The organism is Leptospira harrisiae (genome assembly GCF_002811945.1).
GTDB classification, from domain to species: domain Bacteria; phylum Spirochaetota; class Leptospiria; order Leptospirales; family Leptospiraceae; genus Leptospira_A; species Leptospira_A harrisiae.
Genome location: NZ_NPDX01000003.1, coordinates 314385 through 341166, shown reverse-complemented (window position 1 = coordinate 341166; position 26782 = coordinate 314385). Strand labels below are relative to the sequence as shown.

Annotated in this window: 19 protein-coding genes and 1 pseudogene; 14 read left to right on the top strand and 6 right to left on the bottom strand. The window is 36.6% G+C overall.

From position 1 onward, the window contains the following. Positions 1 to 419: 419 nt before the first annotated feature. Positions 420 to 1202 (top strand): SDR family NAD(P)-dependent oxidoreductase, encoded by a 783-nt coding sequence (locus tag CH364_RS13270; protein WP_100744444.1) that lies wholly within the window; start codon positions 420 to 422, stop codon positions 1200 to 1202. A 200-nt stretch (positions 1203 to 1402) separates the two neighbouring features. Here CH364_RS13270 and CH364_RS13265 read toward each other — a convergent pair whose 3' ends face one another. Together CH364_RS13265 and CH364_RS13260 are read right to left on the bottom strand one after the other, a co-directional pair. After that, positions 1403 to 2128 carry an FAD-binding oxidoreductase gene (locus CH364_RS13265; RefSeq protein ID WP_100744445.1) on the bottom strand — a complete coding sequence of 242 codons (726 nt, stop codon included), beginning with the start codon at positions 2126 to 2128 and terminating at the stop codon, positions 1403 to 1405. Between the two features lie 116 nt (positions 2129 to 2244). Beyond that, entirely contained in the window at positions 2245 to 3141 is an 897-nt protein-coding gene (locus CH364_RS13260) for an HTH domain-containing protein (RefSeq protein ID WP_100744446.1), read from the bottom strand. 1004 nt (positions 3142 to 4145) lie between these two features. Here CH364_RS13260 and CH364_RS13255 point away from each other — a divergent pair. The 5 genes from CH364_RS13255 (at position 4146) to CH364_RS13235 (ending at position 10282) form a co-directional block, all read left to right on the top strand. Continuing rightward, complete coding sequence (locus CH364_RS13255; protein ID WP_100744447.1) at positions 4146 to 5135, top strand: DUF5692 family protein; 990 nt, start codon at positions 4146 to 4148, stop codon at positions 5133 to 5135. An 86-nt stretch (positions 5136 to 5221) separates the two neighbouring features. Then, positions 5222 to 6556 carry a cytochrome-c peroxidase gene (locus tag CH364_RS13250; RefSeq protein ID WP_243401400.1) on the top strand — a complete coding sequence of 445 codons (1335 nt, stop codon included), beginning with the start codon at positions 5222 to 5224 and terminating at the stop codon, positions 6554 to 6556. Next, positions 6556 to 8046: a parallel beta-helix domain-containing protein gene (locus tag CH364_RS13245; protein WP_100744448.1), complete on the top strand. Its 1491-nt coding sequence runs from the start codon at positions 6556 to 6558 to the stop codon at positions 8044 to 8046. The genes CH364_RS13250 and CH364_RS13245 overlap by 1 nt, the downstream gene beginning before the upstream one ends. 1 nt (position 8047) lies before the next feature. Continuing rightward, positions 8048 to 9328 carry an ankyrin repeat domain-containing protein gene (locus tag CH364_RS13240; RefSeq protein ID WP_100744449.1) on the top strand — a complete coding sequence of 427 codons (1281 nt, stop codon included), beginning with the start codon at positions 8048 to 8050 and terminating at the stop codon, positions 9326 to 9328. Between the two features lie 75 nt (positions 9329 to 9403). Next, positions 9404 to 10282 (top strand): tyrosine-type recombinase/integrase, encoded by an 879-nt coding sequence (locus CH364_RS13235; RefSeq protein ID WP_100744794.1) that lies wholly within the window; start codon positions 9404 to 9406, stop codon positions 10280 to 10282. Positions 10283 to 10496: 214 nt separating this feature from the next. Here CH364_RS13235 and CH364_RS13230 read toward each other — a convergent pair whose 3' ends face one another. Continuing rightward, entirely contained in the window at positions 10497 to 11297 is an 801-nt protein-coding gene (locus tag CH364_RS13230; RefSeq protein WP_100744795.1) for an alpha/beta fold hydrolase, read from the bottom strand. Between the two features lie 98 nt (positions 11298 to 11395). Between CH364_RS13230 and CH364_RS13225 the strand changes: the two genes are divergently transcribed. From CH364_RS13225 to CH364_RS13205, 5 genes and pseudogenes are all read left to right on the top strand, one after another. Then, the gene (locus CH364_RS13225) at positions 11396 to 11836 is read left to right on the top strand and encodes a substrate-binding domain-containing protein (RefSeq protein ID WP_243401401.1); all 441 of its coding nucleotides are present in this window, start codon (positions 11396 to 11398) and stop codon (positions 11834 to 11836) included. Then, positions 11778 to 12221 (top strand): annotated as a pseudogene (locus CH364_RS13220) (ATP-binding cassette domain-containing protein); the annotation flags it as partial. The gene CH364_RS13225 and the pseudogene CH364_RS13220, both read left to right, overlap by 59 nt. A gap of 189 nt (positions 12222 to 12410) precedes the next feature. Next, positions 12411 to 16022 (top strand): adenylate/guanylate cyclase domain-containing protein, encoded by a 3612-nt coding sequence (locus CH364_RS13215; protein WP_100744797.1) that lies wholly within the window; start codon positions 12411 to 12413, stop codon positions 16020 to 16022. After that, positions 16012 to 16671, top strand: a complete 660-nt coding sequence (locus tag CH364_RS13210; protein ID WP_100744451.1) for a response regulator transcription factor — start codon at positions 16012 to 16014, stop codon at positions 16669 to 16671. Before CH364_RS13215 ends, CH364_RS13210 begins: the two co-directional genes overlap by 11 nt. After that, complete coding sequence (locus tag CH364_RS13205; protein WP_100744452.1) at positions 16671 to 18557, top strand: 7TM-DISM domain-containing protein; 1887 nt, start codon at positions 16671 to 16673, stop codon at positions 18555 to 18557. The genes CH364_RS13210 and CH364_RS13205 overlap by 1 nt, the downstream gene beginning before the upstream one ends. Before the next feature lie 24 nt (positions 18558 to 18581). Here CH364_RS13205 and CH364_RS13200 read toward each other — a convergent pair whose 3' ends face one another. Next, positions 18582 to 19202, bottom strand: coding sequence for an ArsR/SmtB family transcription factor (locus CH364_RS13200; RefSeq protein WP_243401402.1), 621 nt, complete (start codon positions 19200 to 19202; stop codon positions 18582 to 18584). Positions 19203 to 19327: 125 nt separating this feature from the next. Here CH364_RS13200 and CH364_RS13195 point away from each other — a divergent pair, with 125 nt between their 5' ends. Next, entirely contained in the window at positions 19328 to 19828 is a 501-nt protein-coding gene (locus tag CH364_RS13195) for a DUF2938 domain-containing protein (protein ID WP_100744453.1), read from the top strand. 21 nt (positions 19829 to 19849) lie between these two features. After that, positions 19850 to 20995 (top strand): MFS transporter, encoded by a 1146-nt coding sequence (locus CH364_RS13190; protein ID WP_100744454.1) that lies wholly within the window; start codon positions 19850 to 19852, stop codon positions 20993 to 20995. 57 nt (positions 20996 to 21052) lie between these two features. Here CH364_RS13190 and CH364_RS13185 read toward each other — a convergent pair whose 3' ends face one another. Beyond that, entirely contained in the window at positions 21053 to 22147 is a 1095-nt protein-coding gene (locus CH364_RS13185) for a helix-turn-helix domain-containing protein (protein ID WP_100744455.1), read from the bottom strand. Positions 22148 to 22304: 157 nt separating this feature from the next. Here CH364_RS13185 and CH364_RS13180 point away from each other — a divergent pair, with 157 nt between their 5' ends. Next, positions 22305 to 22997, top strand: coding sequence for a DUF4386 domain-containing protein (locus CH364_RS13180; RefSeq protein ID WP_244280414.1), 693 nt, complete (start codon positions 22305 to 22307; stop codon positions 22995 to 22997). Positions 22998 to 23057: 60 nt separating this feature from the next. Here the strand turns inward: CH364_RS13180 and CH364_RS13175 are convergent, their stop codons facing one another. After that, the gene (locus CH364_RS13175) at positions 23058 to 26771 is read right to left on the bottom strand and encodes a LamG-like jellyroll fold domain-containing protein (RefSeq protein WP_100744457.1); all 3714 of its coding nucleotides are present in this window, start codon (positions 26769 to 26771) and stop codon (positions 23058 to 23060) included. Positions 26772 to 26782: the final 11 nt, after the last annotated feature.

Here is a 26782-nt window from a genome sequence, read left to right as displayed (position 1 = left end):
GGTCGGTCGGGTGCTCGCAGTCGCGACAGTGCCGCTTGGTGCTCCGCAGGCTTTCCCTCATCGGGGAAGATAGAACCACTGTTGTATATAGTTGAAGAAGAGCAAGATAAGAAGAAGCCTTATGTCGAAAGATGTGAGGCTTTTTTTATTTTTGGATATTGATTTGTAAATTCTCTAAGTTACCCAAGTCAGAATGCATTTCTGACGGAGGCGTGGCCAGGGATGGCCAAAGCTCGCCAGTCTGAACAGGAAGTTCAGCTGGCAGGAGTCGGGAAGGGCATTATGCTGCTTTTTTTGTGTCCGGAGGGAAGATGAGCGCAAAATGCGAATCATCTACAAATGATTCAGAAAAGATTTTACTTTACAAAAGTGAGTTTTCACTCACTTTTTGGTGAATCATTTCTTATCGGTTGATACGTATGGACTATAAAAACAAGGTTATTTTAATCACGGGAGCTTCTTCTGGCATTGGAAGAGCGACTGCATTAGCCCTAGCTAAATTCCAAAATAAAATAATACTTACGGCAAGAAGGGAAAATCTCCTCCAAGAAGTTTCGAAAGAGATCACAAAATTAGGAAGTGATTGTATGACTTTTGTCGGTGATGGAAGAGACGAGAGCCATGCAGAATTTGTAGTACAAGAAATAATAAATAAGTATGGAAAGATAGATATTGCTCTACTGAATATCGGGATCGGGCCTCCTTCGAATACATTAACCGCAACCGCGAAAACGATCTTAGACTGTATGAATATCAACTACAGTTCTTTGATTAACTTTTATGTTCCCCTAATGAAGCAGATGAAAAAACAAAAAGAAGTAAGTATGATCTCTCATATGAATTCTTTGGCGACCTATTTTGGAATCCCTATGCAAGGTGATTATACTGCTTCCAAGGGCGCCGCACGTCTTTTTTTAGAAACGGCAAGAATGGAATTAGAACATTTTGGAATCAAACATATAAGGATCCAAACAATACATCCTGGATTTGTGGACACGGAAGCGGTAAAGAATGATGGTATCCCTGCTCCGAATCAAATCAGTGAGAATGAGGCTGCAAGCCTAGTCCTAAAGGGCATTAGAAAAGAATGGAAAGAAAACCGTTTCCCGTACGGAACCGCTTTGGCTACTCGAATAGGGAGGATCGTGCCTCTTTGGCTGAGAACAAAAATTCTTTTATCGGAGACTCCTAAAAATTTTTGATCCAGCTTCCAGGTTAGGTAAAGACGATTTGGTAATGGGAAAATAAGAATGTATATCCTTCATAAATTCCCATATAAGATTTTATATTCGATAGAGACGGATCATATCCTTATCATCGTAGTTGCACCCCGGAGTGGCCCTCCCATTATTTAATTAAGATCAACGATTCAATCCAATTGGGAACGACCAAATCACCCTTCTCAATCCAAACCCTTCTTTCCATCTGCCCAGTAAACGCGAACCATTATCCTGTTAGTGGGAATTCCTGAATTCTTTAAATAGGTCCTGACTTGTTGGATCGAACTGGCACGTCCAGTTAGAAAAAGCTTTGCCTCGGGAATCTTTGAAATCAGTTCAAATATTTCCTTTGTTATTGTTTGGAGATGCGATCCATCAAGAGATCGTTCCATTATTCTGTGTCCAGTAAGTCCCAGATGACTTAGAGCTTCTTTCCCTGCCTCTAGTGAGGTCAATTCGAGGAATGTATGAGATTTCTTTTTTACGTTGTTTTGCAAAACCTTCGCAATACCAAAAGAAGTTTCATCACCGAAAAGGATGGCGTCTTCTTCCATATTGGAAAAATCCAAAGACTCGCGGGGGCCAAAAACTTCGCAAGGGTTGCCTACTTTTAAGGAATGGATCCAAGTGGAGGCAGGGCCTTCACTTCGTTTGAAACAGATAAATGAGAGTTTGCCTTCGTTTTTGTCTACGCTAATGGGAGTGTAGGTGCGGTAAGTAAGATTTCCTACATCGACTTGCACCTTACTACCTGGAATCCACTTTGCTTCCTTTAACTTTGTTCCCGTCATTTCGATGAGAAGGAAACCGTCTGCTAGCTGTTCTATTTTTGATACTTTGGTTTGCGTGAGAAAAATGCTAAAGACTGACTTGATACTACGTTTAAAAAATGAATTTGCTTTCGACATGGCCATTTTCCTTATAAGAAACTAAAGTGATTACTCCATCGAAGTGGAATTTTAATTCTAAAATCAAATCAATTCATAGTGTTTGATAGACTCATATTTTTTTGAATAGAAATTATTTACTCTATGGAATCATAGGGACTCTTAACTTTTCCTAACTTCACATCCTCTGCAATGTTTTTGAGGAAGTCTCGAAAATTTCTATTTTCTTCCGCCAAACGGTCGATTGTTGCAAAGTCAAGGTTGGTTTTAGGATTTGATTGGAACAAGATTTCACTTTCTTCAGGTTTCGTAGAATCCAATTTAAGGACACCTATACCAAAGGCTTTGGAAAGTCTTGCTAATTCATCCATTAAGTCAGAGTCTTCCTCAATGTTTAGTGCTGCGAGATAACCTTCGTTGGCCCAAGAAGAATTTGAAACAGCTTGAAAAAATGCCTCCCTTAAATTCCCGAAATGCAAATTCACTTTTACTTCGAAAGAAAAGAGGTAACAATCTGCAGTGGCCATTAATCTCTGCAGACTGACCGTTTCTTCTGTATATTCATCAAAGTTAAATCTGACTCCGACAAGATCTGGATGTAACCATCGATTTTTACCTTTTGTCGATTTCGTTGAAATCTCATGATAAATCGTCTTTGTATGCACTCGGAAGTGTGGATTGGAAAACACAAATTGAGTAAGAACTGGATGTAGTTCCCGTTCCTTCACTGCGGTATTTTCTTCCTCCGACATTCTTGCATTAAAATCAGAAACCTTTTGATCAACTGCTCCTCCCCAATCAGAAAGTGCAAAACGAGTGGGTCTTTTGCTCACCTGCTGAAACGGAGTAACTGGGTCATTTTTGATACTTAAATAAATTTGGGCAGAGATGGTTGCCCAAGGTGTTTTGCCGACGGAATCGGTTTTCCAATTTTTATTTTTAGCGAAAGTCCAAATCTCGGAGGGACTCATGGGATTACCTGTTTCAACTAAAGCCTTTTGGGCAATTTCAAGAAAGGATAAGGATTGGGCCATAAGGAGATGATTTTTTAAGAAAAAGTTTTGTAAACTGTGTTATGTGGTCACTCATTCTATTTCAAGATATAAATTTAGAGTAATTTTATCGATTAAAAAAAGATTGAAGCAGGAGACTCGGTTCTCCAAATTCAATGCGAAGCAAACCTTTTTTACAAATAGCGCCTCTATTTTAGGATCACCTTTGTCATTTGATTGCAATCCAGCCATTTTTTCCTTAGTTGAATCTATCTTTTTGTGTTAGGCTGTTTTGGTTGGCGGTATTTTATCTGGACTACCAGGATCTTTCATTGTTGTCCAACGGAAAGAGTAACCAAGAAAAGATGTATACGTTAGATTCGCTATATGTATCTAATCATTAGTCAAAGTTTCTCATTGCAAATAGAGCTTTCGCCTAACTTATTTTCCTATAAGACTTCAGAAAATTAGGAAGTAGGAATATAGGCAAATTGAATTTCCCTTTCTTTGTAATAAATTTTCGCCAAAATTTGTATAAAAAATAGTAATAAATGGATCGACTTCCAATAAGATAGAAAGGGAATATAACGTTAATAAATAATACAATGTTGGTTACTAATTATAATGGAAAAATGTTGTTGTTTAACTTCAATTCAACAATTGATGAATATCCAAAATATAATAAAACTTTCGACCAGATTATAGAATCGATTAAAATCGAAGAGAAGAAATAAAAACAAAGGAGAAAGCTAAAATACATTGGTGTCACCATTGCCGTTTGATTCTACTTTGGACCGTTTTTGAAAAGACTGGGAGTTGGTAGGCCTTACCATGGCCTAGCCATTTATTAATCTAAATCTTTTTTACCATCCAATTGGGACCGCCTATTTAAAAAAACCTTAGAATACTTCTAAACAAACGCCCGCTAAGTTAAGTCCGTCATAAACAAGATTTCTTGACTTTCGTTGACTCGTCAGTCATGATGATTATGGAAAGTGGATAATCAAAAAATATAATATCTATGATAAATTAAGAGAGGTTTTGTTATGTGGACATTTAATGCGGAAGCAGGGACAACAACAGCACAAGGAATTGGAGTGTGGCTTCTTGTATTTGCTGCACTTTTTATTTTCAACGAATTTGCTAGGAGATGGAAATGGGCTGGATTTTTTAGTTTCATTATCCTCCCAACGTTTCTTTCCGTTCTTTGGTTTTTCTTTATGAAGGAACAAACTTATACAGATTGGTTTCACCTTGTAAAAGTTTATTCTGCAACCGCTGGTTGTATTATATTTTGGGCAATTCGTCACGTTCAGAAAAAAGGTGTTAATGGGAAGGTGAAATGGCGTTTAGCAAATGTTAAATTAGCTCTGCTTTTTCCAGCATTAATTTTGGCAGTGAATATCATTGAAGCTGTGACGCGTGATTTTCAAGTAGGGAAGGTATACTGGAATTTATTTTCTGGGCCAATCGAAGGAGAAGTTACGGGAGTCCTTGGTGGGCCTTGGAATTATATGAATGCGGTTGCAGGGATTCTCAATACGGTTACAATTACAGGTTGGTTTGGAATTGTGATTCGAAAAGAAACAGAGTCGGACAAGAGTAGAGATATGTTATGGCCAGATATGCTTTGGTTTTGGATCATCGCATATGATTTATGGAATTTCTCTTATACTTATAATTGTATTCCGACACATTCATGGTATGCAGGATTGGCATTGCTTCTCGCACCAACATTTTGTGCATTTACAATTGGAAAAGGTGCTTGGCTTCAACATAGAGCACAAACACTTGCTATCTGGTGTATGTTTGCACAAACATTCCCAGCTTTTTTAGATTCTGGTGCCCATGTAGTTCGGTCAACCTATCAACCTTGGATATATAACTCGGTTGCTGCGATTGCCTTATTGAGTAATGTTGCTGTGTTCTGTTATATGGTATATAAATGGATCAAAACCAAACGAAATCCATATTTAAAAGAAATATATACAGACTTAAGTGAATATAAAACAATAAAGGCACTTGCTGAATCTTAAATCAAAAATTCTTTTGTGGTTAGGGTCACTTCTTTGTGGCCCAATTCTTCATCCAAGATGAATTGATATAAATCAATGAACTGGAATTGGTCGAATTTTTTTTATGGCAAAATCATTCTTATTTCTTTTTTTTTAATGATAAAAATGATTTCTATCTTTTCTCTCTTTGGTTCTTTTGTCTTGTGATGTATCGGTTTTATTTAGTATTTTTTACCTTTCTCTTTTTTGTTTTATTTTGTGCAAAGGTAGATTCTAGAATCGTTCAAGAAACATCTGCATTTGAGGTAGTCGAACCTCCTTCCGACTTTCATTTGTCTTCCCTTTGTCCTTCAGGTTGGAAAAAGAAGAATGAGTATTGTGTAATTAATTATCAGTATGTAAATTCATTGGAAAAGAATGGTGGGTTAGGACAATCTCTTCCAAATGTGGAATTGGATCCTAAAATTATTGATTTAGGTAGGTATTTATTTTTTGATCCGATACTTTCTGGTGATCAACAGTTATCCTGTGCTCATTGTCATCATCCCGCCTATAGTTTGTCAGACGGAATGAAACAAAGTATTGGTAAAAACGGTGTAGGATACGGGCCGAATCGTAAAGATGGTGTCGTTTTAAAAAGATCTGCGCCTAGTTTATGGAATGTTGTCTATATGAAACATTTATTCTGGGAGGGGCGGGCATCGAATCTGGAAGATCAGGCTGAAGGTCCACTGTATTCGCCAGACGAAATGGGAAGTTCTCCAGAAATCATTGAATCGAGATTAAACGATAATTCTTTTTATCAAAAAATGTTTCGAGAGGCTTATGGTTTGAAGGGCCAAAGAATATCGGCCAAGTTAGTCGTTGATGCATTAACTTCGTTTGAAAAATCACTCGTGTCATTTAGTAGCAGATTTGATAAATGGAGCACTGGTGATAAAAACGCACTTAGTAAAGAAGAGTTATTCGGGTATAATGTGTTTCGTTCGTTTGTTGCTAGGTGTGCTGAATGCCATCCTCCACCTATGTTTACAAATAATGTTTTTGCTACAATTGGTGTTCTTGATTCAGGTGAAAGAGATTATGGACGAGAGACAATTACTGGACAAAATTTACTTCGTGGATCATTTCGTGTTCCGACTTTGCGAAATATTACAAAAACAGCGCCATACATGCATGCAGGGAATTTGGAAACTTTGGAAGAAGTCGTTCAATTTTATAACGAGGGTGGCGGCAGGGGTAATGGCGCACCAAGTGACCTTCGTATCCATTGGCATGTAAGAAAAATGGGTCTTAGTCAAAATGAAATAACTTCTCTCATTTCTTTTCTAAACACATTGACTGATGAATCAAGTATGCCAAAATTTCCTAAATCAGTTCCATCCGGTTTACCCGTTGCCATCGAATTAGAATCTTATCAACATCGGAGTTCCAAACAATAATGATTTTCAAAAAACGAAAAAATATTTTTTTACTATGGTTTCAAACTATTCTTTTTTTGTTTTTCACTTCCCAAGTTTTTTCACGTACAGTGGAAGTTCATGAAGGTGAATCCATTCAAAAGGCTATCGACTCACTCGATAAAGGTGATACGGTAAAAGTTTTTCCCGGCGTGTATCATGAATTTTTGTTTGTTGATAAAACTCATTTTACTTTATCTGGTGTCATCGTCAATGGTAAGTGGCCAGTGTTAGATGGGGAAGCCAAGTTAAATGATGGAGTGATTGGTTCAGGTGCAAATTTTCTTATCGAAAATTTCCATATAAAAAATTACAAAGCCAACGGCGTGATGACCCAAGGAGCCGGTAATATCATCATGCGCAAACTCATTGTGGAAAACACTGGTATTTACGGAATTTATCCAACAATGGGGACCAATGTTTTGGTAGAGGATACTGTTAGTTTAGGTATTGCGGATGCTGCAATTTACATTGGTATGTGTCATAATGTTGATGTTAGGCGAAATGAAGTTTATGGAAGTGTTATTGGAATCGAAATTGAAAACTCAACGAACGTACTGATCGAAGGAAATACCGTTTACGATAATTCTGCCGGGATCGTTGCGTTTGCATTACCAGGGCTCCCTTTAAAAAAAGTTGAGAATGTAATCATTCGAAAAAACTTTATATTCGATAACAATCATAGAAATTTTGCAGAACCGGGAGCTTTGGTTGCTGGTGTTCCGCCTGGTATTGGAATAGGAGTGATGGCAGGGGATGCAGTCACTATTGAAGGAAATATCATTCGTAGAAATAGTTTTGCCGGCATTGGAATCGGAGATAATAATTTGTTACCCAATTCCAAATCACCAGACCCAGATGTAGAACCGAACCCAGATCGTAATAAAGTCCTTGAAAACGTTTTTATCGACAATGGATCGCGCAAATGGAATGATTTTATCTCTTGGGTTTTTTATGTGATTCGCATTGTATTTTCCGGTAACCCTATTCCTGAATCACCTAATGGTGGGAAGGTGGGGATTTTCCCAGAGGGATATGATATAGTGGCTTCTGGCAAAGGAAAGGATAATTGTTTGTTCTCTCCTGATTCAGTTACTAAAATTGGAACGAGTGAATACGGGGTTTGTTCGCCAACGGAAACCACAGATAAAATTAAAACAATGATTGGAGATCCCAAATTAGGAGAATCTAAATCAGATGCACGAGAACTTGGAAAACAAGTGTTTGGTGCTGTATGTTCTGGTTGCCACTCAATGACTCTTAGAACCGTTGGCCCCCCGATAAAAGAAATACAAGAAAAATATAAAAAAGATGTCTTTGGAGTCGTTTCTTTTGCTTCGATGCCTAAAAAAGTGCGAGAAGGTTTTATTGAAATGCCATCTCAAAAATACTTAGGAAATGAAAAGTTAACAGCCGTAGCAAATTATATTTTGAATTTGAAAGATGAAGGGGCCAAAGGGGTAGCAAAATAATATGAATACAGATAAAATCCTTCCTCAGATGAATCCATTTCGCGGTGGCTTGATTTCTATCATTCGATTGTTTACTCCACCTTTGTTGGCAGTTTTTTTGATTATTTTGGTTCGTTATACGTCAGCTGATGTTTCTTGGAAACGTAACTTATTAGCAATTTCATTTCTTTGTTATTATATTGCTGTTTCTGTTTTGGGAACATTACGTGCTGCATCAGCAGTGGAAGATATCCTTGGAGAAGAAGATATTGTTGAAGATAAAACATCTCGAATGCGAAGAGCAAGGCATTCGGTTCGTGTTTTCTTTTCCCTTTGGCTTGTGGGTGGAGTTGCAATTCTTGCTGGCCTATATGTAGGTATGAGTAAAAATCGTTGGGACATGCCAATTCCGCTCCCTTCGTTACAGATTTTAAGTTCTGTCATTTGGGCGATTCTTTCTTCTCTTTTATTGCAATTAATGAGTTTTCATAGAGGACTTTTACTTACGAAAGGGGGTTCCACGAAAGGATACATAGCGCAAAGTATTAGTATTTATGGATTCCTGATTCTTTTGTTTCCAATCTATTTTGTTTTATATGCTGGGAATGGCAAAATTGTAAACATCCCTTACCTGATTGCGTTCACCTTGCCTACCAATCTAATGTTAGTCTATTTGATTATTAAAAAATACAAATCTGTTTTAAACATACTTGGTGAAAATTCAGAATTATTTTTTCATCCTGATTCCAAATCTGCCGCCAAAAGCGCATTCGGTGTTTTTTTTATACTTTTTGTTCTGATTAGTTTATTCTTTTTAGATTATTCCAGGAGAAGGAAATTACTTTGGATCTATTCCGCTAGAGAAAACCATATTTTCCTTTTTCAAACATTGCGTCTAACGGGAGTAGACGTAAATGAAGTTGATGAACATAAATATACTCCTCTTTTTTGGGCGATCCAAGGAGGGACACTTTCATTTGTAAAATCGATTGTTGGTGATGGCGCAAATTTGGAAGCAGTGAATGAGTTTGGACAAACTCCTTTAATTTTAGCTGTCTTACTACAAAATGAATCCATTGTGAGGGAACTGGTTTCTTTGGGATCTGATCCCAACCGAGCAGATTCATTGGAAGGTCAAACTCCTTTGATTTTGGCGGCCAGAGATGGAAATTTTGAAATTGTTTCATTCTTATTAGAAAAAAATGCAAATCCATCTTTTAAAAATAAAAAGGGGAAAACCGCTTTGGACTTAGCTCGGGAAAATGGACATCTTAAAATTGTTGAGTTGTTAAAGAACAGATAAATCGTTTTTATAACTTAAGAATCATTTTAATTTCTTTGTATTCAAATGTACATTCTGTCCCGTGTACTTATGGGTATGTTAAAAGATAAAATGGTTTCTGACATGATTGTGCATGGATATGCAAAAAAAACAATTCGAAGTTATACGATGTGTATGTCTAGGTTGGCAAGATACTTTCAAAAGTCGCCATTGGATTTACAACCAATTGATATATATAATTTTTTTCTTAATTTAAGACATTCAAAGAAAGCAGATTCTAGCTTGGTGATTTTTTATAGTGCATTTTTGTTTTTTTATTCAATTCTTAACCGAAAAGATATGTTGGAGTTAGTTCCTTTCCCAAAACGAAAACGTAAAGTTGTCGCTGTATTTAGCCAAACCGAAGTAAAAAATTTTCTTGGAAATTGTAATTCTGTATGTGAAAAAAACATTTTTACCTTATTGTATTCTTCTGGGATCCGTATTGGAGAAGTGCTTAACCTTCAAGTAAACGATATTGATTTTGAAAGAAAGGCAATTTATATTCGTTCGGGTAAAGGGGGCCACGGAAGGTATGCAATCTTAGCTGATAAAACTTCCTCACTTTTAAAACAATATTTAGAGATTTATAATCCAAAATCGTATTTGTTTTTTTCGCAAAAAGGTAAGAACATTCCCATCAGTCCTCGAACCATCCAAGCTGCATTTCAAAAAATTCGAAACTTGTCGAAAATACAAAAATACGCAACGGTACATACACTTAGACATTCGTTTGCCACCCATCTTTTGGAGGATGGTTATAGTTTGGTTTACATTCAAAAACTACTAGGCCATGCTGATATTAAAAGTACGATGATTTATTTGCATGTTAGTCCCGATTCTCTTTTGCAAATCACAAGTCCCCTTGAAAAAATCGGAAATATCAGATTGGGTATTTTTGAAAACCAAAACCAATATGGATTTCAATTTCGATAAGATTGGATCATAGTGAGCTTGCGAGATCGGAGGATAATTTCAAAACTTCACTTTTATCATACGATAAAACAAAACTAGTTTCTCGATATTAAGATCTCGCAGTTTGGCAACTACGATTCAGTTGCCAACATGTTGCCTAAGGCTCACATGGATGTATCCTTTTTTTTCTTGGTTTAACACCACCAAACAATCAAAAGAAACTCAAACATAGAATTTACTTCCTTGCAATTTCATTTAGTATTTCACATAATTCTTTTGGTTTGCTAAAAAAAGGTGAATGGCTGGAATCAATTTGAAAAACCCGATCACAGGGAGAATCTTTTTGCATCTTCCTTTGGAGAAACAGTGTAACCGCTCTGTCTTGCAAACATTCGATGTATATCTTCGGAATTTTACCATAACGCTCTTCAGTTAATTTCAATTTTTCGAATCCACCCAAGTTCGGTTCTGGTGTGAGTAAAACATTGGCTAACTCAGTGATCTCTAGGGGGCAATCATGATAGAGTGCTTCCTGGAAGATATGTTGGCTCAAACGATGGGTTCTGTATATTTTTGGTAAAAAAAGATCGATCAATGTTTTTTTATATCCATTATAATTTTTAATCAATCGACTCGCGAGTTTTAAGGAAATTTTTGGAACTGTGTTTTGAATCACTAAAGACTTCCGATCAAGGAGTGCATATTCCATCATAGATTTTCCGTTTGGAATTAAATAGGATGCGAGGTAAATTAATTTCTCAATTTTTTCTGGGATTTTTTCCGCAACTCTAGAAATTACAATTCCATTCCGACTGTGGGCAAGTAAAATCACTTTGCCTTCGACTGCTTGGATCACTTGTACTGTTTTGTTTACATAGTCACTAAGTGTTGCGGCATGTATTTTCTTTCTGTCTAGTCCATGCCCTGGCATATCAATGCTTATTGCTTGGTGTCCAAGTTTTTGCAATAACGGAATTATTTTATGCCAATTCCAAGCGCCGTGGTAAGAACCATGTAGTAAAATAAATGTTTTCATCTCATCTCCAAAAATGGAATGAGAATAGTTTAGATTGAATTCTACGATTCCAAAACCCGATTCTTGCTGTTTCTCTAAAAAAAAGTCTCGCATCGGTCATGAAACTTATGTTTTATGAACCTGGTTGGTATATGAAACATATCAAATTATTTATATTTAGTATTTTTGTCTTAACAAGTGCAGTCTTTTCAGAAAAACCTGAATTGGATTCCAATCGTCCCAAAGAAAACGCAGAAATTATAGTCGCAGTTGCCGCAAATTTGAAAAATCCAATAGAAGAAATTCGGACCTCTTTTTTGAGACAAAACCTAAAATATAAGATAACTATTATTTTGTGTGCCTCAGGCCAACTCGCGAGTCAAATTCGAAGTGGTGCACCCGTCGATTTGTTTTTATCTGCTGATATGGATTTTCCAGAAACATTGTATAAAGAAGGTTTTAGTAAAAACCAACCCAAAGTTTATGCAAAAAGTGGAAGGATTGTCCGGTGGTCAAAAACAGAGAGTGGCACTTATCAGGTCGCTTATCCAGAAACCTAAATTCCTTTTTTTAGATGAACCCTTTTCTTCTTTAGACCAAAGGATTCGAAGCCAACTTGTTTCACTCGTTGAATCTTTACAAAAGCAGTATCAAATGACAGTCATCCTGATTAGTCATGAAATTCCAGAGGTTATAAAACTTACAAAAAAAGTTTATATGGTTTTCAATGGGGAAATTCTTTCTAGTGGCGACCCTATAGATTTTTTTCGTCAAAGACATAACGACTTATTGGAAGCTGAAGTGATTGGCATGACCGCAAAGGATGAAGTAGCACTTTGGTATCCCAATCCTTTTGTTGTTTTAAAAAGAAAAGAGAACAATTCAATTTTGAAGATCAATGAATTTTGCCTTACACAAATAAAAATCAAAAACGAAGGTGATTGAGTTTTATTTCTTCCAAATGAATTTAAATTCATTTAAGACTCAATTTACTAATTTAAAAACCCCCTAAACAGGGGGGATCATATACTAAAATATTTATTTCCAAACTTATGAATGGAAAGAAAGTCATCAGAATTCTTTGCTATAGTTTTAAATTTTAGCAGAGAAATTGTAATTTACACTGAGGATTTCATGATTCCTATCCCTGAACTTTCGACAAATCCCACTACAATCGAATATTTTTGGTACAACCTTCCTTGGGCGATACCAAACTTTTTTACTACGTTTGTCGGATTGACACTGACATCACTGGGAATACTTGCCCTGAAAAGGTCAGAGAATCGTAAACTTCTGTTTAGTTTTATTTGTTTCTCCTTTTCTTTTGCTTCACTTGGTTTTGTTTTATCATTACGTACGTTAATTCAAGACCAACCGACATTGTTGTTTTGGAATCGTATCGGCTACTTTGGAGTTATCTTATTATCTCCATCGGCTGCTTATTTAACTTATTATCTAACGAACCAATCTTATCGATATTTAATCATCTCTGGTTTTTCCGCAATGTTTACTCTGGCGTTTGGGTATTATGGGCTTTTCACTCACTATGATTTTACAGGCGGTTGGTTTATTTATTCTTTTGGCAAATATCCAATTGCGGAACTTCCTCTTAAAATTTGGGGAGTCGTTTTAGTCATTAATTACCTATTTATCTACACTCCTATCTCGTTTCATTATTGGATAAAGAACCAAGTAGATTATGAATCAAAAAAGTTTTTATTCTTGGGTCTTCATATATGTAGTTTTCTTTTGATTACCAATTTGTTAAGTCTGGTTGGATATCCAGTATTTCCACTGAGCAGTTTTGCATTTCTTCCGTTATCGATCCTCGGATATGGAATTTTTCGATCAGATTTTTTAAATCTAAATGATTTGTTATTCAAACAAAGGGGATTGTTCTACTTTTTATCGGGTTTTATTACTACGATTTTAATCCTGATTGCTTATTTAGTTTCTTTTTATCTTCATCCAAATGATCAGTTAACAGCGTACAATCGACCTTATTTTTTAATTCCACTTTTCTCCAGCGTTGTGGTATTTGCTTTGGCCATTTATATTGCAGGAAGTAACCCTGATATTAAATTAAACATGTTAGCATCCATATCATTCTTTTTAGCAGGTGCTTTTACCATCGTGATGGTAATTTTTAAATTTGATTTACCTTTAATCGTGCATAGGCGGCTAGAACAAATTTTCTATACATTATTTGTATTTACCCCAGGAATTCATTTGCGTTTCTGTTATGCGTTATTCGGTAAAAAATCTCCGAAACTAATAAGGCTAATGGATTTTGGATCTCTGCTTTTGGCATTTATCCTTTGGACTCCTTATTTTTTTGGAGGATTCTATGAATACTCCTTCGGCCGGATGTCTGCAGCTAACATTGGCCTCAATGCATTTGGTTTTTTTGGTATGGTAGGGATGACATTTTTTTTAAAAGAATGGATTCAAATATGGAAAGAGACCCACAATAAAATGGCAAATCTTATTGTGCTTTCTTTATTTTTTGGTGACTTCCTTATTTTCCTCAATTTGCCAGCTACCATGGGAATTCCATTGTATCCAATTGGTGAATTACAATTCATCCCAGCACTTCTGATTTCCATTTTTATCATCAAACTGGGTGCCATTCCTACTTCGGGACAAGCTACTTTGATTGGAAATCGAGTTTCATTAATGATTCTATTTTTTGTCCCAGTTTCGATGTCCTTTTATGTTTTAAATTTAATGGATGTTTTTTCGCTAAGTGTTTCAGTTTATCACGCGTTATTTGTTGCATCCCCGATTGCTCTTGCTTTTTATCTTGTATCGTTTGTATTTTTACGGTCTACAGCGGTAAAGTTAGACCAAACGATGCTTGCATTGGCAAAAGAAAAAGTGAAAGCAGACAATGCTCTTATCCAATCAGAAGAAGCCAAAAGAGAAATTGAAGCCATCAATCATTTGACTAATTTAATCAATTCCGAATCTGAATTGCCAAAAATCATCAGTGCCATTGCAAAGTACGTGAATCAAAAATATGGGATTTTGGGTGCTTGGTTATTTTTATTAGATGATAACCAAGAAGCAATCAAGAGTGTACACGCTGAAGCGTTTTTTGATGCCTCTGATGAACAAAGAGCTTTTGTATATAATTTACGGATTCCAATGAATGAATCAGGTGGGATCGCTTATTTAGTATGGAACCGAAAAAAAAGTATGTTACTGCGTCAAATCAAAAGATTCGAATTTGAAATTGATGAACGAATTAGTGAAGGAGTTAAAGCCACTTCCTTTTTGCATGTCCCTTTGGTCTTAAAAAATGAAACCATCGGACTTATTATGTTCTCTAATTTTTTAGAACGCCTGGATTTAACAAAGTCACAAGCAAGATCTATTGAACATCTTTGCGCACAAGTTGCAGGTGTCATTCAAAGGGTTCACCTCCTAAGGCAAACAGAAAAACAAAAAAAGGATCTCCTTGCGTTGAATGGATTTGTTAAAGATATCAATGAAAAAATGGATATTCATTTAATAATGAAGAAAATACATAACTATGTAAAAAACAATTTCGGAATTATGTATTATTCATTGTTAGTTGCTGATGGAGAAAAAAATTATTTAAGGTTTATGGAGATGGAAGTTCCTGAATATGTTACGGAATTCCAGAAAAAAAGAATCTATGAAATGAGATTGCCTCTGAAGGGTGCAGCAGGAGGCCACCAGATGGCACTGCGTAAGAAAAAACCGATTTATATACCGAATGATCTGGAAAAATTAGAAAGATTACTTACTGAAGAAGATAAATGGGTGGTTGATGTTTGTAAAATAACATCATTTCTTTTTATCCCAATGATTTTGAATGGAGAGGTAGTTGGTTTACTTGATTTATCTAATTCAGACAAATCGATGGATTTAACTGATGAAGATATCTCAAAACTATCTATCTTGGGAGAACAATTAGCGGGTATTATTTATGGTTCTGCTTTATTCCAAGAATTAGAGATTTCTAGAAATATTGCTGAGGAAGAAAGACGAAAAAACGAGAAGCTATTACTGAATATTTTGCCTGTTGATATTGCGGAGGAGCTGAAAGAAAAAGGAGCCACAGAACCAGTATTATACGAAAATGTGAGTGTTATGTTTACGGACTTTAAAGGGTTTACGCAAATCGCAGAAGTTTTATCTCCACAAGAACTGATCCGAGATTTGGATGCTTGTTTTGTTCAGTTTGATAAAATTACAGAAAGATACAAACTAGAGAAGCTGAAAACGATTGGGGATAGTTATATGTGTGCAGGTGGAATTCCTAAACGAAACCAAACGCATGCAATCGATTCTGTTCTTGCTGCTTTGGAGATCCAGGCCTTTATGAATCTAATGAAACAAATCAAAGCGGATCAAGGTTTGCCATTTTGGGAACTACGTTTAGGAATTCATTCAGGTCCGTTAGTTGCAGGGGTGATAGGAGAAAAAAAATTTGCTTATGATGTTTGGGGGGATACCGTGAACACCGCCTCTAGGATGGAATCTTCCGGGACTCCAGGAAAAATCAATGTGAGTGGTGAAACCTATGATATGATTAAAGACGTATTTGAATGCGAATACAGAGGAAAAGTTAATGCCAAAAACAAAGGAGAAGTGGAAATGTTTTACGTTCTAGGATTAAAAACGGAATTTTCCTTATCTGAGGACAAACGAACACCCAATGAAAATTTTTGGAAGTATTATGAAACATTAGCAGGGATGAGAGAACATGTCGCATAAAAACGAAAGAATAACTGATTCAAATGCGGTTAAAATCGGAATTTTGGAAAATGACGATTTCTTTTTGGAAGAATTAAAAAATCGTATTTCTGACTTGGACAATGTATCGGAGGTTCTCTCTTGGAATACTGGAGAGATGCTTCTACGCGATCCTCAACATAAAAATATCGATATTTTATTTTTGGATATCATGTTGCCAGGCATTAACGGAATTGAAGTGGTTAAAATTCTCTCAGAAAAAAATGAAAACATAAAAGTAATTATGTTAACTAATATGAATTCCGATGAGATGATTTTTAATTCGATTAAAAATGGAGCACTTGGTTACCTTTTAAAATCGGAATTAGGGCAAATAAAAAACATTGTTGATGTTTTGTTAGGTGGTGGTGCTTATATCACGCCGACAATTGCGCTACGGGTGTTTTCAAGCTTTAGGCGTCCTATTGATAAACCAAAGGTTTATTTAACGGATCGGGAGAAACAAATTCTTGAATTATTAATCAAAGGGAAAACAATTCCTTTGGTATCAAAATTTTTAGACTTAAGTGAGCATACAGTGCAGGGCTATGTAAAATCTATTTATCGAAAATTACAGGTTCATAATCGATCAGAATTAGCACTTAAAGTGCAAGAATATTCTATTTTATAATGAAACGTATTGGAAATATTTTTTTATTTTTGATTGTTTCGACGATTCCAGTAAATTGTTATCAAAAATTAGAGGAAAAAAATAAAAATAACTCTTATATAGATTTATCTGATACCAATTGGGAAAACTCACTTCCAATCAACTTATCATCTGGTTGGGAGTTTTATTGGAATCAGCTTTTGGATCCAAAGGTTTTCCTTTCGAATTCTCCGTTAAACGAAGCGCAAGTAGTAGAATTTCGGCCTTGGACAAATCTAACTTTTTCCGATCAGAACTTTCCTGCTAAAGGTTACGCAACCTACCGAAAAAAAATAAAGGTACAAAAGAGTTATAAAGTTAGTCAGTTCTCTATTTATTTTATACATTTATTTTCTTCTTCTAAGATTTACATCAATGGTGCACTTATGCAGGAGAAAGGAAAAGTTTCTTCGCAATTTGCCGAGATTGTGCCCGATAGAACAAATTCAACAATTGAGTTCCTAACAGATCAATTAGAATTGGATATTGTTATACAAATTGCGAATCAAGATTTTTATCAGGGTGGGCCAAGAGGTGAGTTTTTGATTGCTTCTCCTTCTCAAATATATTTGTATAAAAGTAAAAATCTAATTGTTGAAGTTTTTGTATTCGGGCTTATATTTGGGTCTGCCTTATATCATTTGTCATTTTATTTTATTAATCGTAAACAAATTGCTTTTTTATATTTTTCAATTGTTTGTATTACCTTTCTAATTCGAATTCCTTTTTTAAATAGTAAATTACACGGTTATTTTATACCAATACAGAGTTTTGAATTTCAAGTTATATGGATACATTATGTAAATATTTTTACCTTTGTATTTTCTGTTTTATTTTTGAGTGAGTTATTTAAATCGAAACAATATAAATACATAAACAATTTCTTTTATGTTGGCGCAATTCTGGCTTTGTTTACTCCTTTTGTTCCCAAAACATTTCAGTATTATCTGAATTTTCTTTATCTCGTTGTTTATTTGATAATGTTTTTGGCGTTTTCATTTTTTCTCCTGTATAAACATAAAAAAGAGGCACAAGGGTTGTATTCAATGGCAATCGCTTTATTCTCGCTTGCCTTATTTTGTATTTTAGCGTTATCACTTAACTTTTACGGGATTCATGGCGGTTTATATTTAATGATTGGTTATTTGTTTTATGTAATTTTTCAAACGGTTTCATTGAGCAAATTTTTCGCCTATGCGATTGAATCTAGAGCAAACTTTGAAATGGCTCTACATGAAGAATCAGTGCATTCGTTGTCAAAACAGAGGGCTGAAATGCAATTGATGGTTCATGACCAATTGGGGGCAAACTTAACTGATTTAAAAGTGTATTTAGAAAGAAAAAAGACAAACATTAGTGAATCAGTAAATTACACTTTTGATCTGGATCATATTTATGAGAGAGTAGTCTCAATCATCCAATCACTGCGTAATCAACTACTTTATATTGAAGACCTAAATTTAATTTTTGAAAACTTTGTCACTGGCTTACACTTAACATTGTTAAGAAGGTATTCTGATGTTGGAAGAGAGTTTGAATTTTTACCTTCTAGTGATTTTTTGAATTATTTCAACGATAAAAAAATTATTGGTAAAAACCAAAGTTATTTTTTGAATATATTTTATATGCTTTATGAAGTTTGTACGAACGATATTAAATATGGTAGAGGAGAATCTGTTTGGAAGTTAGATTATGTGAACGGTTCTTTTTATATCAATCAAAGAAATTTGTTGAACGTACCTTTTGAGAATCAAAAGACTAACCTTGAACTAAAAAGCATCAACCAGCGATTGTCGCAATTAAATGGAAAATTAGAGGTGCAAATCGTAGATGAAAATTATAAGTTAAAAATACAATTTCCTGCTTGATCGATTTTTTTATAGATTTTTGTTTTATTTTTCCTCGGACTCCCAACTACTAAATCCACCATCAAAACGAAAAACATTCACTTCACGTGATTGCAAAAGTTTCATCGCGTTAACTGATAACAAACAAAGTGGTCCTCTGCAATATACGATCACCTCTTTGGTCTTTGGGAATTTGTGAGTGAAAAGATCGTTATATGGGACATTGAGTGCATCAGGGATATGTCCTTTTTTGTATTCTTCCTTAGAGCGTACATCAATGAGGAGGGCTCCTCCTTTTTTTATTTTCTTTTGAACTTCAGAAAAGCTGATATTGATTATGTTTGGTGTATTTCCACTAGTTGCGCTTTGGCCTTCGGCAATACTAAATACGGCAAACTTTTCCAAAGCAAAAAACAATTCCTTCATTGGGCCCGGTTCCCATCGGTATAAAATTCGTTTTCCATCTCTGCGAGTGGTGACAAGGTTTGATTTTTTTAACGCCTGAAGGTGTTGTGAGGTATTCGCAACCGGAATACCGGATTCTTCTGACAAGAGTTCTACCGATTTTTCACCATTAGACAAAAGTTGTAGTAAGATGAGCCGTGATTCGTTCCCGAGCATACTGGCAACTTCACTCATACGTGGGATGGTTTTCAAACTACTCATAAAACTTATCATTCCAACGATTGTTCATTTTGTGGCAAGAAATTTTATATAATCAGGAAAATTATGATAGACATTCTATCATTCAATAAAACAATTGAATGATAGAATTAATGTTGGAGGATATTATGGATTTTCTGTTAGAAAACTATTGGAAGTTCGTTTTGATTGGGAGTGGAGCTACTGTGGTTATGGATATTTGGCGTCTCCTTTTGCAAAAAACAGTCGGTGTAAGTTCACTTGATTTAGGGCTTTTGGGACGTTGGGTTGGTCATATATTTCGTGGAAAGATTTTCCACAATTCGATAGGAAAGGCTAAGGTGATTCAAAACGAAACAAAACTCGGCTGGGCATCGCATTATGCGATCGGAATTTTTTTTTCTTTTCTTTTACCAATCATTTGGGGAGAAACTTGGTTAAAGAATCCGACTTTAATGCCTGCAATGACTGTTGGTGTTGGAACCATTTCGGCGCCTTGGTTTTTGATGCAACCAGCAATGGGCATTGGGTTCGCTGCATCCAAAACTCCTAAGCCTTACCAAGTTAGAATTCGAAACTTTGCCATTCATACAGTGTATGGATTTGGTCTTTATGGTTCAGCTCTTCTAACGAATATTTTGTTTCGTTAATCATTAGAATTAGGAAATTTTATGAAATATATTATCATAATAGCGTTAATTGTCCTTTTGGGATTTTTTTCCGTGGGAATACCTATTGCGACATTACCAGGATTGATTAAAGGGACTCTTGGTTTCAGTGATGTTTGGCTTGGAGTTATACTTGGAACTCAATCTTTGGTTACCTTACTTTGTAGGCATCATTCTGGTTCCGTTTCTGATTTAAAAGGTCCAAAAGTTGCGGTCATCAGAGGGTTATTTTTTGCTGTGGTATCTGGTATTGTGAGTTTAGGCGCAGTATACTTTTTAGGAGCCTTAGGATTCACTAGTTTATTCCTTGGAAGAATCATATTGGGATATTCAGAGAGTTTACTCATCACTGGCGCCCTTTCCTGGGGTGTTGGTTTGGTTGGACCATCTAACGCTGGTCGTGTGATGGCCTGGAATGGAATGGCCATGTATGGAGCTATTGCCATCTCTGCTCCCATAGGTCATTTGATGATCAACCAATTTGGCTTCCAAGGCGGATGTTTATTGGCCATAGTGTTGCCAATCATTGCAGGGATCATCTCATCTTCGGTTCCAGCAATTCCACCGACAAGTAAGGTGAGGATCCCATTTTACCAAGTGGTTCCAAAAGTTTGGAAACAGGGGTTAGGACTTTTTTTTGCTGCGGTTTGTTTTGCGGGGATTGCTGGATTTAGTTCACTTCTCTTTAAGGAAAGAGGATGGGAAAATGCACAGTGGGTGATGGCGATTTTTGGAGCAGCCTATGTTCTTTCTCGAATCTTTTTTGCGCAAACTGTAGATCAGTATGGTGGTAAAAAAATTGCAATGATCTTTTCCGGTGTTGCCATTTTAGGACAAGGATTGATGTGGCAAACGAATCATCCTTCTTTTGCATTTTTGGGAGCAGCACTGACTGGATTTGGTTACTCGTTAGTGTTTCCAGCATTTGGTGTAGAAGCTGTTAAAAACATGGAACCACAATTTCGAGGTGTTGCCCTTGGTGCATATGTTGCTTTTTTTGATCTTGCCTTAGGTGTGACTGGTCCACTTTCTGGGCTTGTTGCTAATCATTTTGGTTATGCAGGAGTCTTTGCATTTGGAATGATTTCATGTACAGTTTCATTTCTTATTGCACTAAGTTTAAAAGAAGTAAAAAGTATTACTAATTAACAACGTATGATTGAACCTTTAGTCAAAAGAAAACTTTTTGATTTATGATACTTTTGACTAAGGTTTGTATTTTTTGCGATATTCGGAAGGAGTTACCTTGGTAATTTCTTTAAATGCTCGAATGAATGCATTTTTTGAATTGAATCCAACGTCAAAACCAACCCGAAGTACGGGAGTATCTGATTCTATCAGAATCTTTTTTGCAAATTCAATTCTTTTGTTTCTAATAATTTCAATTAAACTTTGATCAAAGTAACGATTACAAACTTGTGAAGTTGTGTGAGATGTTAGCCCGAGGATTTTTGAAATTTTAGCGAGGTTTAAGTTTTCATCTAAAATTAATTCTTTGTTGTTTAGTAAATTTTCTAAATGTTTTCCTAGTTCATTTAATTTTTGGTCTGCTAAATGGGACTTTTTATATTTGTTTGTATTACTTTTTGTTTGTAAACTTGAATGGGTATCATAAAGTTTTTTGTCTAGATAGATTCTATGCCATGCAAATCCAAGAACCCAGACCGAAAAACCAATGTTAGAAACACTTTCTGATGGTTTGCCTGGGAAAAAAATACAAAACAAAATACATAAAAAAAGCCAAAAAATCAATACCAGTATATAACGAGAAAAAAGTTTTCCCTCTGAATCAAAGTTTTCAGAAAATTCTCCAAGGACAGATTGAAACCTGAAATAGGTTCGAAAAAATACAAGGAGAGAAAAACACAATGTCAACATTTGGAACAGATTTGATTCACTCAAAAATTCGTTTTGAGAAACCTTTTTGAGTGAAAGGATTTTGTCCTCCCCACTCAAAAGGAAAAATGGAATGTGAACTAGAAAAAATAAGGTTGGTACGATTAAAAAGAATCCGAACCAAATTTGATTTTCTTTGGGAATCCCAAAATACCTTGTCACAGCAAAAGAAAAAAATGGAGCAATACAAAATCCCAGAAAATAGCCTGTTTTGATAAGGTGAGGAAAATCATTTAGATTCCCTGAAAAATAAACAAGGTTACACACAGTTATGAGAGATAGGAAAAAAAAGAAATAACCTAAACGTCGACTGAATTGTTTTCCTGTTTTTTCTCGGCGATAGAAGTATATACCAAGAAACACTGACTGCATAAAACCAGCACCGAGTAAGATAGATCCAATCATTTGAAAACTTATCCTAAACTGAGGATGATGCAAAGGATAGATAGAATTTTTTTAGACAAATAATGGTCCCATCCCATGGGGTGAGACGACAAGGTACCCCATTTAGATTAGTATCTTACATAGTATGAAAAATGAATCTATCAAATGGAGTTTGTATATGGGGATAATCTTTGTTTTAGTTCCCTTTCTCATTCAAATTCCTTATACAATTTTAATAATAAATTTTCAATATCCCGATATCTTACGAAAGCCTGCGGAAACTATTTTAATGGACTTTCATAAAGGTGGATCCTTCTTGGTTTGGACATGGTGGTTCTTCGGGATTTCTGGTCTTCCGCTTATTTTTGGTTATTTTCATTTATACCAACATACAAAAGATAAAAATCCACTCTTGTCTTTGGCTACTGTTACATTTGGAATTAGTTCATTGTTTTTTCAGCTCATCGGACTTTTGCGTTGGGTTTTTGTAATACCCGTCCTTGCTAATTTGTATGCTGATCCATTGAGTTCTGATTTAGTGAAAGAAGCAGTTATCGTAAATTTTCAATCCATCCATCTTTTGTTTGGAGTTTTGATTGGTGAACATTTAGGCCAACTCTTTACCATTTTTTGGATGTTGATGGTATCCATTTCGATTTGGAAGGATTTTGTTTTTCCAAGATGGATTGCAGTCTTTGGAATGTTTTCTTCCTTGGTTTATCTTTTGGCTCAGTGGGAGTTGTTTGCCATTGTAATTCCAGAAGTAAGAGAGATTCCTCTAACTGGCCTTTTGGGAAGTTTATGTTGGTTACTTTGGATGGTTTCTGTAGGAATACAAATCATAAAAAAAAGTTTTGAAAACAATTCATAGGCTGTATAAGAATATTAGGTTATATATATGACGTTTTGAAGCAAAAAACATCAATCTTATTTAAGGACAGGAATGACTGAGAGGAAGACTATATTTATTGGAAAGATAACATTGAACAATTTGCCGGTCAGCAGTAGAGAGGGTTTGGTCGTAATAAATCAAATCTCCCATAAAACCATCTAAATAATCACCATCAGAGGGAGGTAATCCTGAACCCCAATAGTACCTACCGATGTCCAGTTGTCCTCCAGAACAATTGTAAGCGGGAGCTCCAAAACTAGTGGAAGCAACAACGCTTCCTCCTTTAAAAATATTTCCGGAAGTACCATTATAATCAAGAGCCATAAGAACGAATTCATTGATAGAACTGTAATTTCCGTTGGTGATCATCCGAACAGTATTTGCTTGTAGGTCAAATAAGGTGAGTTGATTTCCAGCTGCATCTGTTAAGTATAATAACTTACCCGATGTGCCATTATGAAAGATACCATCGCTGCCAACTACGTTCATATCATTATATACAGCAAAGATTGTGTTAGCAGGAGTATTTAATTCAGGAGTACATGCTCTAGTTAAGAATGTTCCTACAGAATCCATAAAACGTAAACCCTTTGATCCATTGATCCCTGTAGCACTAAAAATTGGCTGTTGGGCTCCCGTGCCTTGGCTCACATGAAGGCCATTCCCACTCCGGTCATCCACAATTCCCACACAATTGGATCCTCCACTGCAAGCTCCCGGTCCAAAGGATGCTGCTTCCGGCATGAGAAAAAACTTCAAACTACTACTAGCAGGTGTTTGGTTCCAGGTGCTGACTTGTGTAGGGTAAGCACCAGAGAGAGTACGGATTTCGGATAGAGAAAGAACGCGATTATAAATGCGAATTTCATCAAGGTCACCTGAAAATTGGCCAGCGCCATCGAGACGTCTTCCTACTTCCAGGCTAGGTCCAGCGACAGTTGACCAACTCAACTTTGAACCTGAAACACGTAAAACTCCATTCTCATAAACTTCAACATTTGGGAAATTAAAGGTTCCGCAGAGATGCATCCATTGGTTTCTAAAACCTTCATGAAAGATTGTGACATCATCAGACACACCAAACATACCTGTGATGGTATCCGTAACCACAAGCCCGTTTCCTTGTGAATTTATAAAGGATCCATAGCCAACTATGTATTCGCCGATAGAACTGGATTTATTAAACCAACCACAAATGGTTCTTGGGTTAGTTCCCATTGGCAATCCAGTGGGACTTAATTTTTGCATAAAGGAGGCACCGTTAAAGTAGTAAGCGCCGTTTGGGTTCCCGTTGCGATCTGCGCTGGCTGTAGCTCCAGTTACTGTTAAATCATTTTTTTCTGAGCCATAGTCTTTTGTATTCCCGTTGAACGGATAATAGGTGACAAGTCCTGCAGGAATTTGAACCGCCATTCGTCGTATGGACTCATCATCTATGGCTCCTTTAAAAAAGCGAACATCAGAAACTTTCCCTTTGAAATAAAAACCATTTCCTGCATCACCTACTTTGAATGTACCAGAGGGAAGATTCGGATTTGTCGTAAATACCAAAGGATCTTGTAATCCATTGATGTAGATTTTCCAGTTTGGATAGGTGCGTGTGAGTACCACATGTGACCATTGGTTGAGTGGTAACCCCATCGTAGTACTCCCACTCGGTCCTACGGCACCAAGAGAAACAGACAACTTTCGTGAAGCACCCGCACTATCAAAACTAAGACCAAAACCATTTGCACCACCTTGCCCATTGTAAAAGATAAACTGTGATCCTCCGGTGGAACCTGCAGGGTATACCCAAGCGGAGATGGCTAGGTTATCAGAAATCTGAGGCGTAGAGATATCGGAGGTGGACTGAATGAAGTCACCACCACCATGTAATTCGTATGCCCCACTTACGAGAGCATTTTCATCGGTAGTTAGGGTGGGAGTACCTGAGATGATTCCATTGTTAGTAGTAATGGAGTCGTCGGCGTTCCCGTCAAATGTATAACGTAATAGTTCTGAAGTTTCTAAAAAACGTAGAGAATGGTTCCCTGTATCGGCAACGTAAATGTTCTGCCCATCCGACAAAACGTAGCCAGGAAAATTCAATAGTCCATTCCCACCCGTATTGTCTGAATATCCGGAAACACTTCCAACAAGTGTTGTGACATTATTTGTTGTTAGGTTTAAATGTCTGATTTTATGTCCTGACCATTCGGAGATAAATAAGTTGGTTCCATCTGTTGTGAGTCCATGCGGGTCATTGAACTGTGCTGCAGTTCCAATTCCATCTGTGGAAGCTTGCACTCCGTCCCCAGCAATCGTATCTACTGCATTGGTTCCACTAAGAGAAATTCTACGAACTTTATGGCCTCCGCCAACACCAATGTCAGTGACATAAAGGTAATTGCCAAGGCCAACTATAGCAATTGGCGATACGAAACGAGCGTTAGTTCCAGTAGGGTCATTTGCAAAACTGCAAAGGGTTGGTCCACCAGCAAGTGTACTCACTGCAGTTGTGATTGGATTAATGACTCGAATTGTACAATTACCGCGGTCCACAACATAGAGGTTCCCGTTAAAAAGCGATATCCAAGTTGGATTGTTGAAGGAGGCAAGAATCCCAGATGTGTTATCTGCTGCAGCAGCATTTCCCGAACCAGCGAAAGTGGAAACTACAGAGGTCGCCAAATTTACCTTACGAATCCTTCTGCCACTTGATTCTAATACATATAGATTATTCCCATCATTGGTGAGTCCTGTGATTCCATTAAATTCTGCCGCGGTGCCTACGCCATCTCTGCAGTTAGTGGTGACTGTTCCCGGACAAACGATTCCACCGCCAGAATTTCCTCCGGCGAGGATGGTTGTTGTTCCGTTGGATTTGTCAATCTTTCGAATCACAGCGTTGACAGAATCAGCTAAGTATACAAAATTACTATCTGCTGTGATCATATTGGGTCCATTAAAACGAGCTGCTAAAGGGCCAGTACTGGCGACAGCCCCTCCTGTCATGGCACCACCTCCACCTGAATTGATTGGAAAAGATCCTGCTATTGTTTTTACGAATGTTTTCCTTCCTATGAGTTTGGATCCGAGGTCCGAACTGGCAGTGGGATGGATATTCCCTCCTACAATGTATCCATTAACACATGTGATAAAGATTGTAACATTTGCAGCAGCCATTGTCCCAATCGTTAGTGTGGGATCATCAAACGAACAGATTGTACCGGCGGGTTGTCCTGTGAGGGCTACAGCATAGTTGGAACCGGTTGCTGCTAAAGTTGTAAATTTTGTAAGGCCGTTCGTCGATATATTTAAAGTTTCTGCTCCGTTGTTTTGGACGGTGATAGTCCCACTAAGACCTGATACATTCACACCCACTTCGTAAAAGTTTGCACCAATCCCACAAGTAATACTTACGTTCGTTATGTTGCTGCTTTGTACAACACCTTGGGCATTGGCGATGGAACAAGTGAGTCCAGCCCCATTCGTAACAAAACTAACATTGTAACTTTGGCCTGAACTGAGTTTAGTTGGAAATATAAAGTTACCGTCGGAACTCATTGTAACCGATTCTTGGTTGTTCGTAACTGTGACGGAAGTTCCAGGTATAAGTCCAGAGACCACGCCACCGATACTATGTCCTGTAAACTGTGGGCTTGAGAAAAAACGAAGGAAGGCTAGAAATTCTAGAGGATCTCGTATCAGAGAAGGTAGCCCACAGGAAGAGAGGAAAAAGAATACAAGTGGTAATGTAAATCTCTTCATAAGGGAAACCC

Coding starts and splice junctions, on each gene's coding strand:
- CH364_RS13255 (WP_100744447.1), top strand. CDS start 4,146: ATGTGGACATTTAATGCGGAAGCAGGGACAACAACAGCACAAGGAATT.
- CH364_RS13240 (WP_100744449.1), top strand. CDS start 8,048: ATGAATACAGATAAAATCCTTCCTCAGATGAATCCATTTCGCGGTGGC.
- CH364_RS13210 (WP_100744451.1), top strand. CDS start 16,012: ATGTCGCATAAAAACGAAAGAATAACTGATTCAAATGCGGTTAAAATC.
- CH364_RS13215 (WP_100744797.1), top strand. CDS start 12,411: ATGATTCCTATCCCTGAACTTTCGACAAATCCCACTACAATCGAATAT.
- CH364_RS13235 (WP_100744794.1), top strand. CDS start 9,404: ATGTTAAAAGATAAAATGGTTTCTGACATGATTGTGCATGGATATGCA.
- CH364_RS13195 (WP_100744453.1), top strand. CDS start 19,328: ATGGATTTTCTGTTAGAAAACTATTGGAAGTTCGTTTTGATTGGGAGT.
- CH364_RS13225 (WP_243401401.1), top strand. CDS start 11,396: ATGAAACTTATGTTTTATGAACCTGGTTGGTATATGAAACATATCAAA.
- CH364_RS13245 (WP_100744448.1), top strand. CDS start 6,556: ATGATTTTCAAAAAACGAAAAAATATTTTTTTACTATGGTTTCAAACT.
- CH364_RS13205 (WP_100744452.1), top strand. CDS start 16,671: ATGAAACGTATTGGAAATATTTTTTTATTTTTGATTGTTTCGACGATT.
- CH364_RS13260 (WP_100744446.1), bottom strand. CDS start 3,141: ATGGCCCAATCCTTATCCTTTCTTGAAATTGCCCAAAAGGCTTTAGTT.
- CH364_RS13270 (WP_100744444.1), top strand. CDS start 420: ATGGACTATAAAAACAAGGTTATTTTAATCACGGGAGCTTCTTCTGGC.
- CH364_RS13230 (WP_100744795.1), bottom strand. CDS start 11,297: ATGAAAACATTTATTTTACTACATGGTTCTTACCACGGCGCTTGGAAT.
- CH364_RS13265 (WP_100744445.1), bottom strand. CDS start 2,128: ATGTCGAAAGCAAATTCATTTTTTAAACGTAGTATCAAGTCAGTCTTT.
- CH364_RS13175 (WP_100744457.1), bottom strand. CDS start 26,771: ATGAAGAGATTTACATTACCACTTGTATTCTTTTTCCTCTCTTCCTGT.
- CH364_RS13185 (WP_100744455.1), bottom strand. CDS start 22,147: ATGATTGGATCTATCTTACTCGGTGCTGGTTTTATGCAGTCAGTGTTT.
- CH364_RS13180 (WP_244280414.1), top strand. CDS start 22,305: ATGGGGATAATCTTTGTTTTAGTTCCCTTTCTCATTCAAATTCCTTAT.
- CH364_RS13190 (WP_100744454.1), top strand. CDS start 19,850: ATGAAATATATTATCATAATAGCGTTAATTGTCCTTTTGGGATTTTTT.
- CH364_RS13200 (WP_243401402.1), bottom strand. CDS start 19,202: ATGAGTAGTTTGAAAACCATCCCACGTATGAGTGAAGTTGCCAGTATG.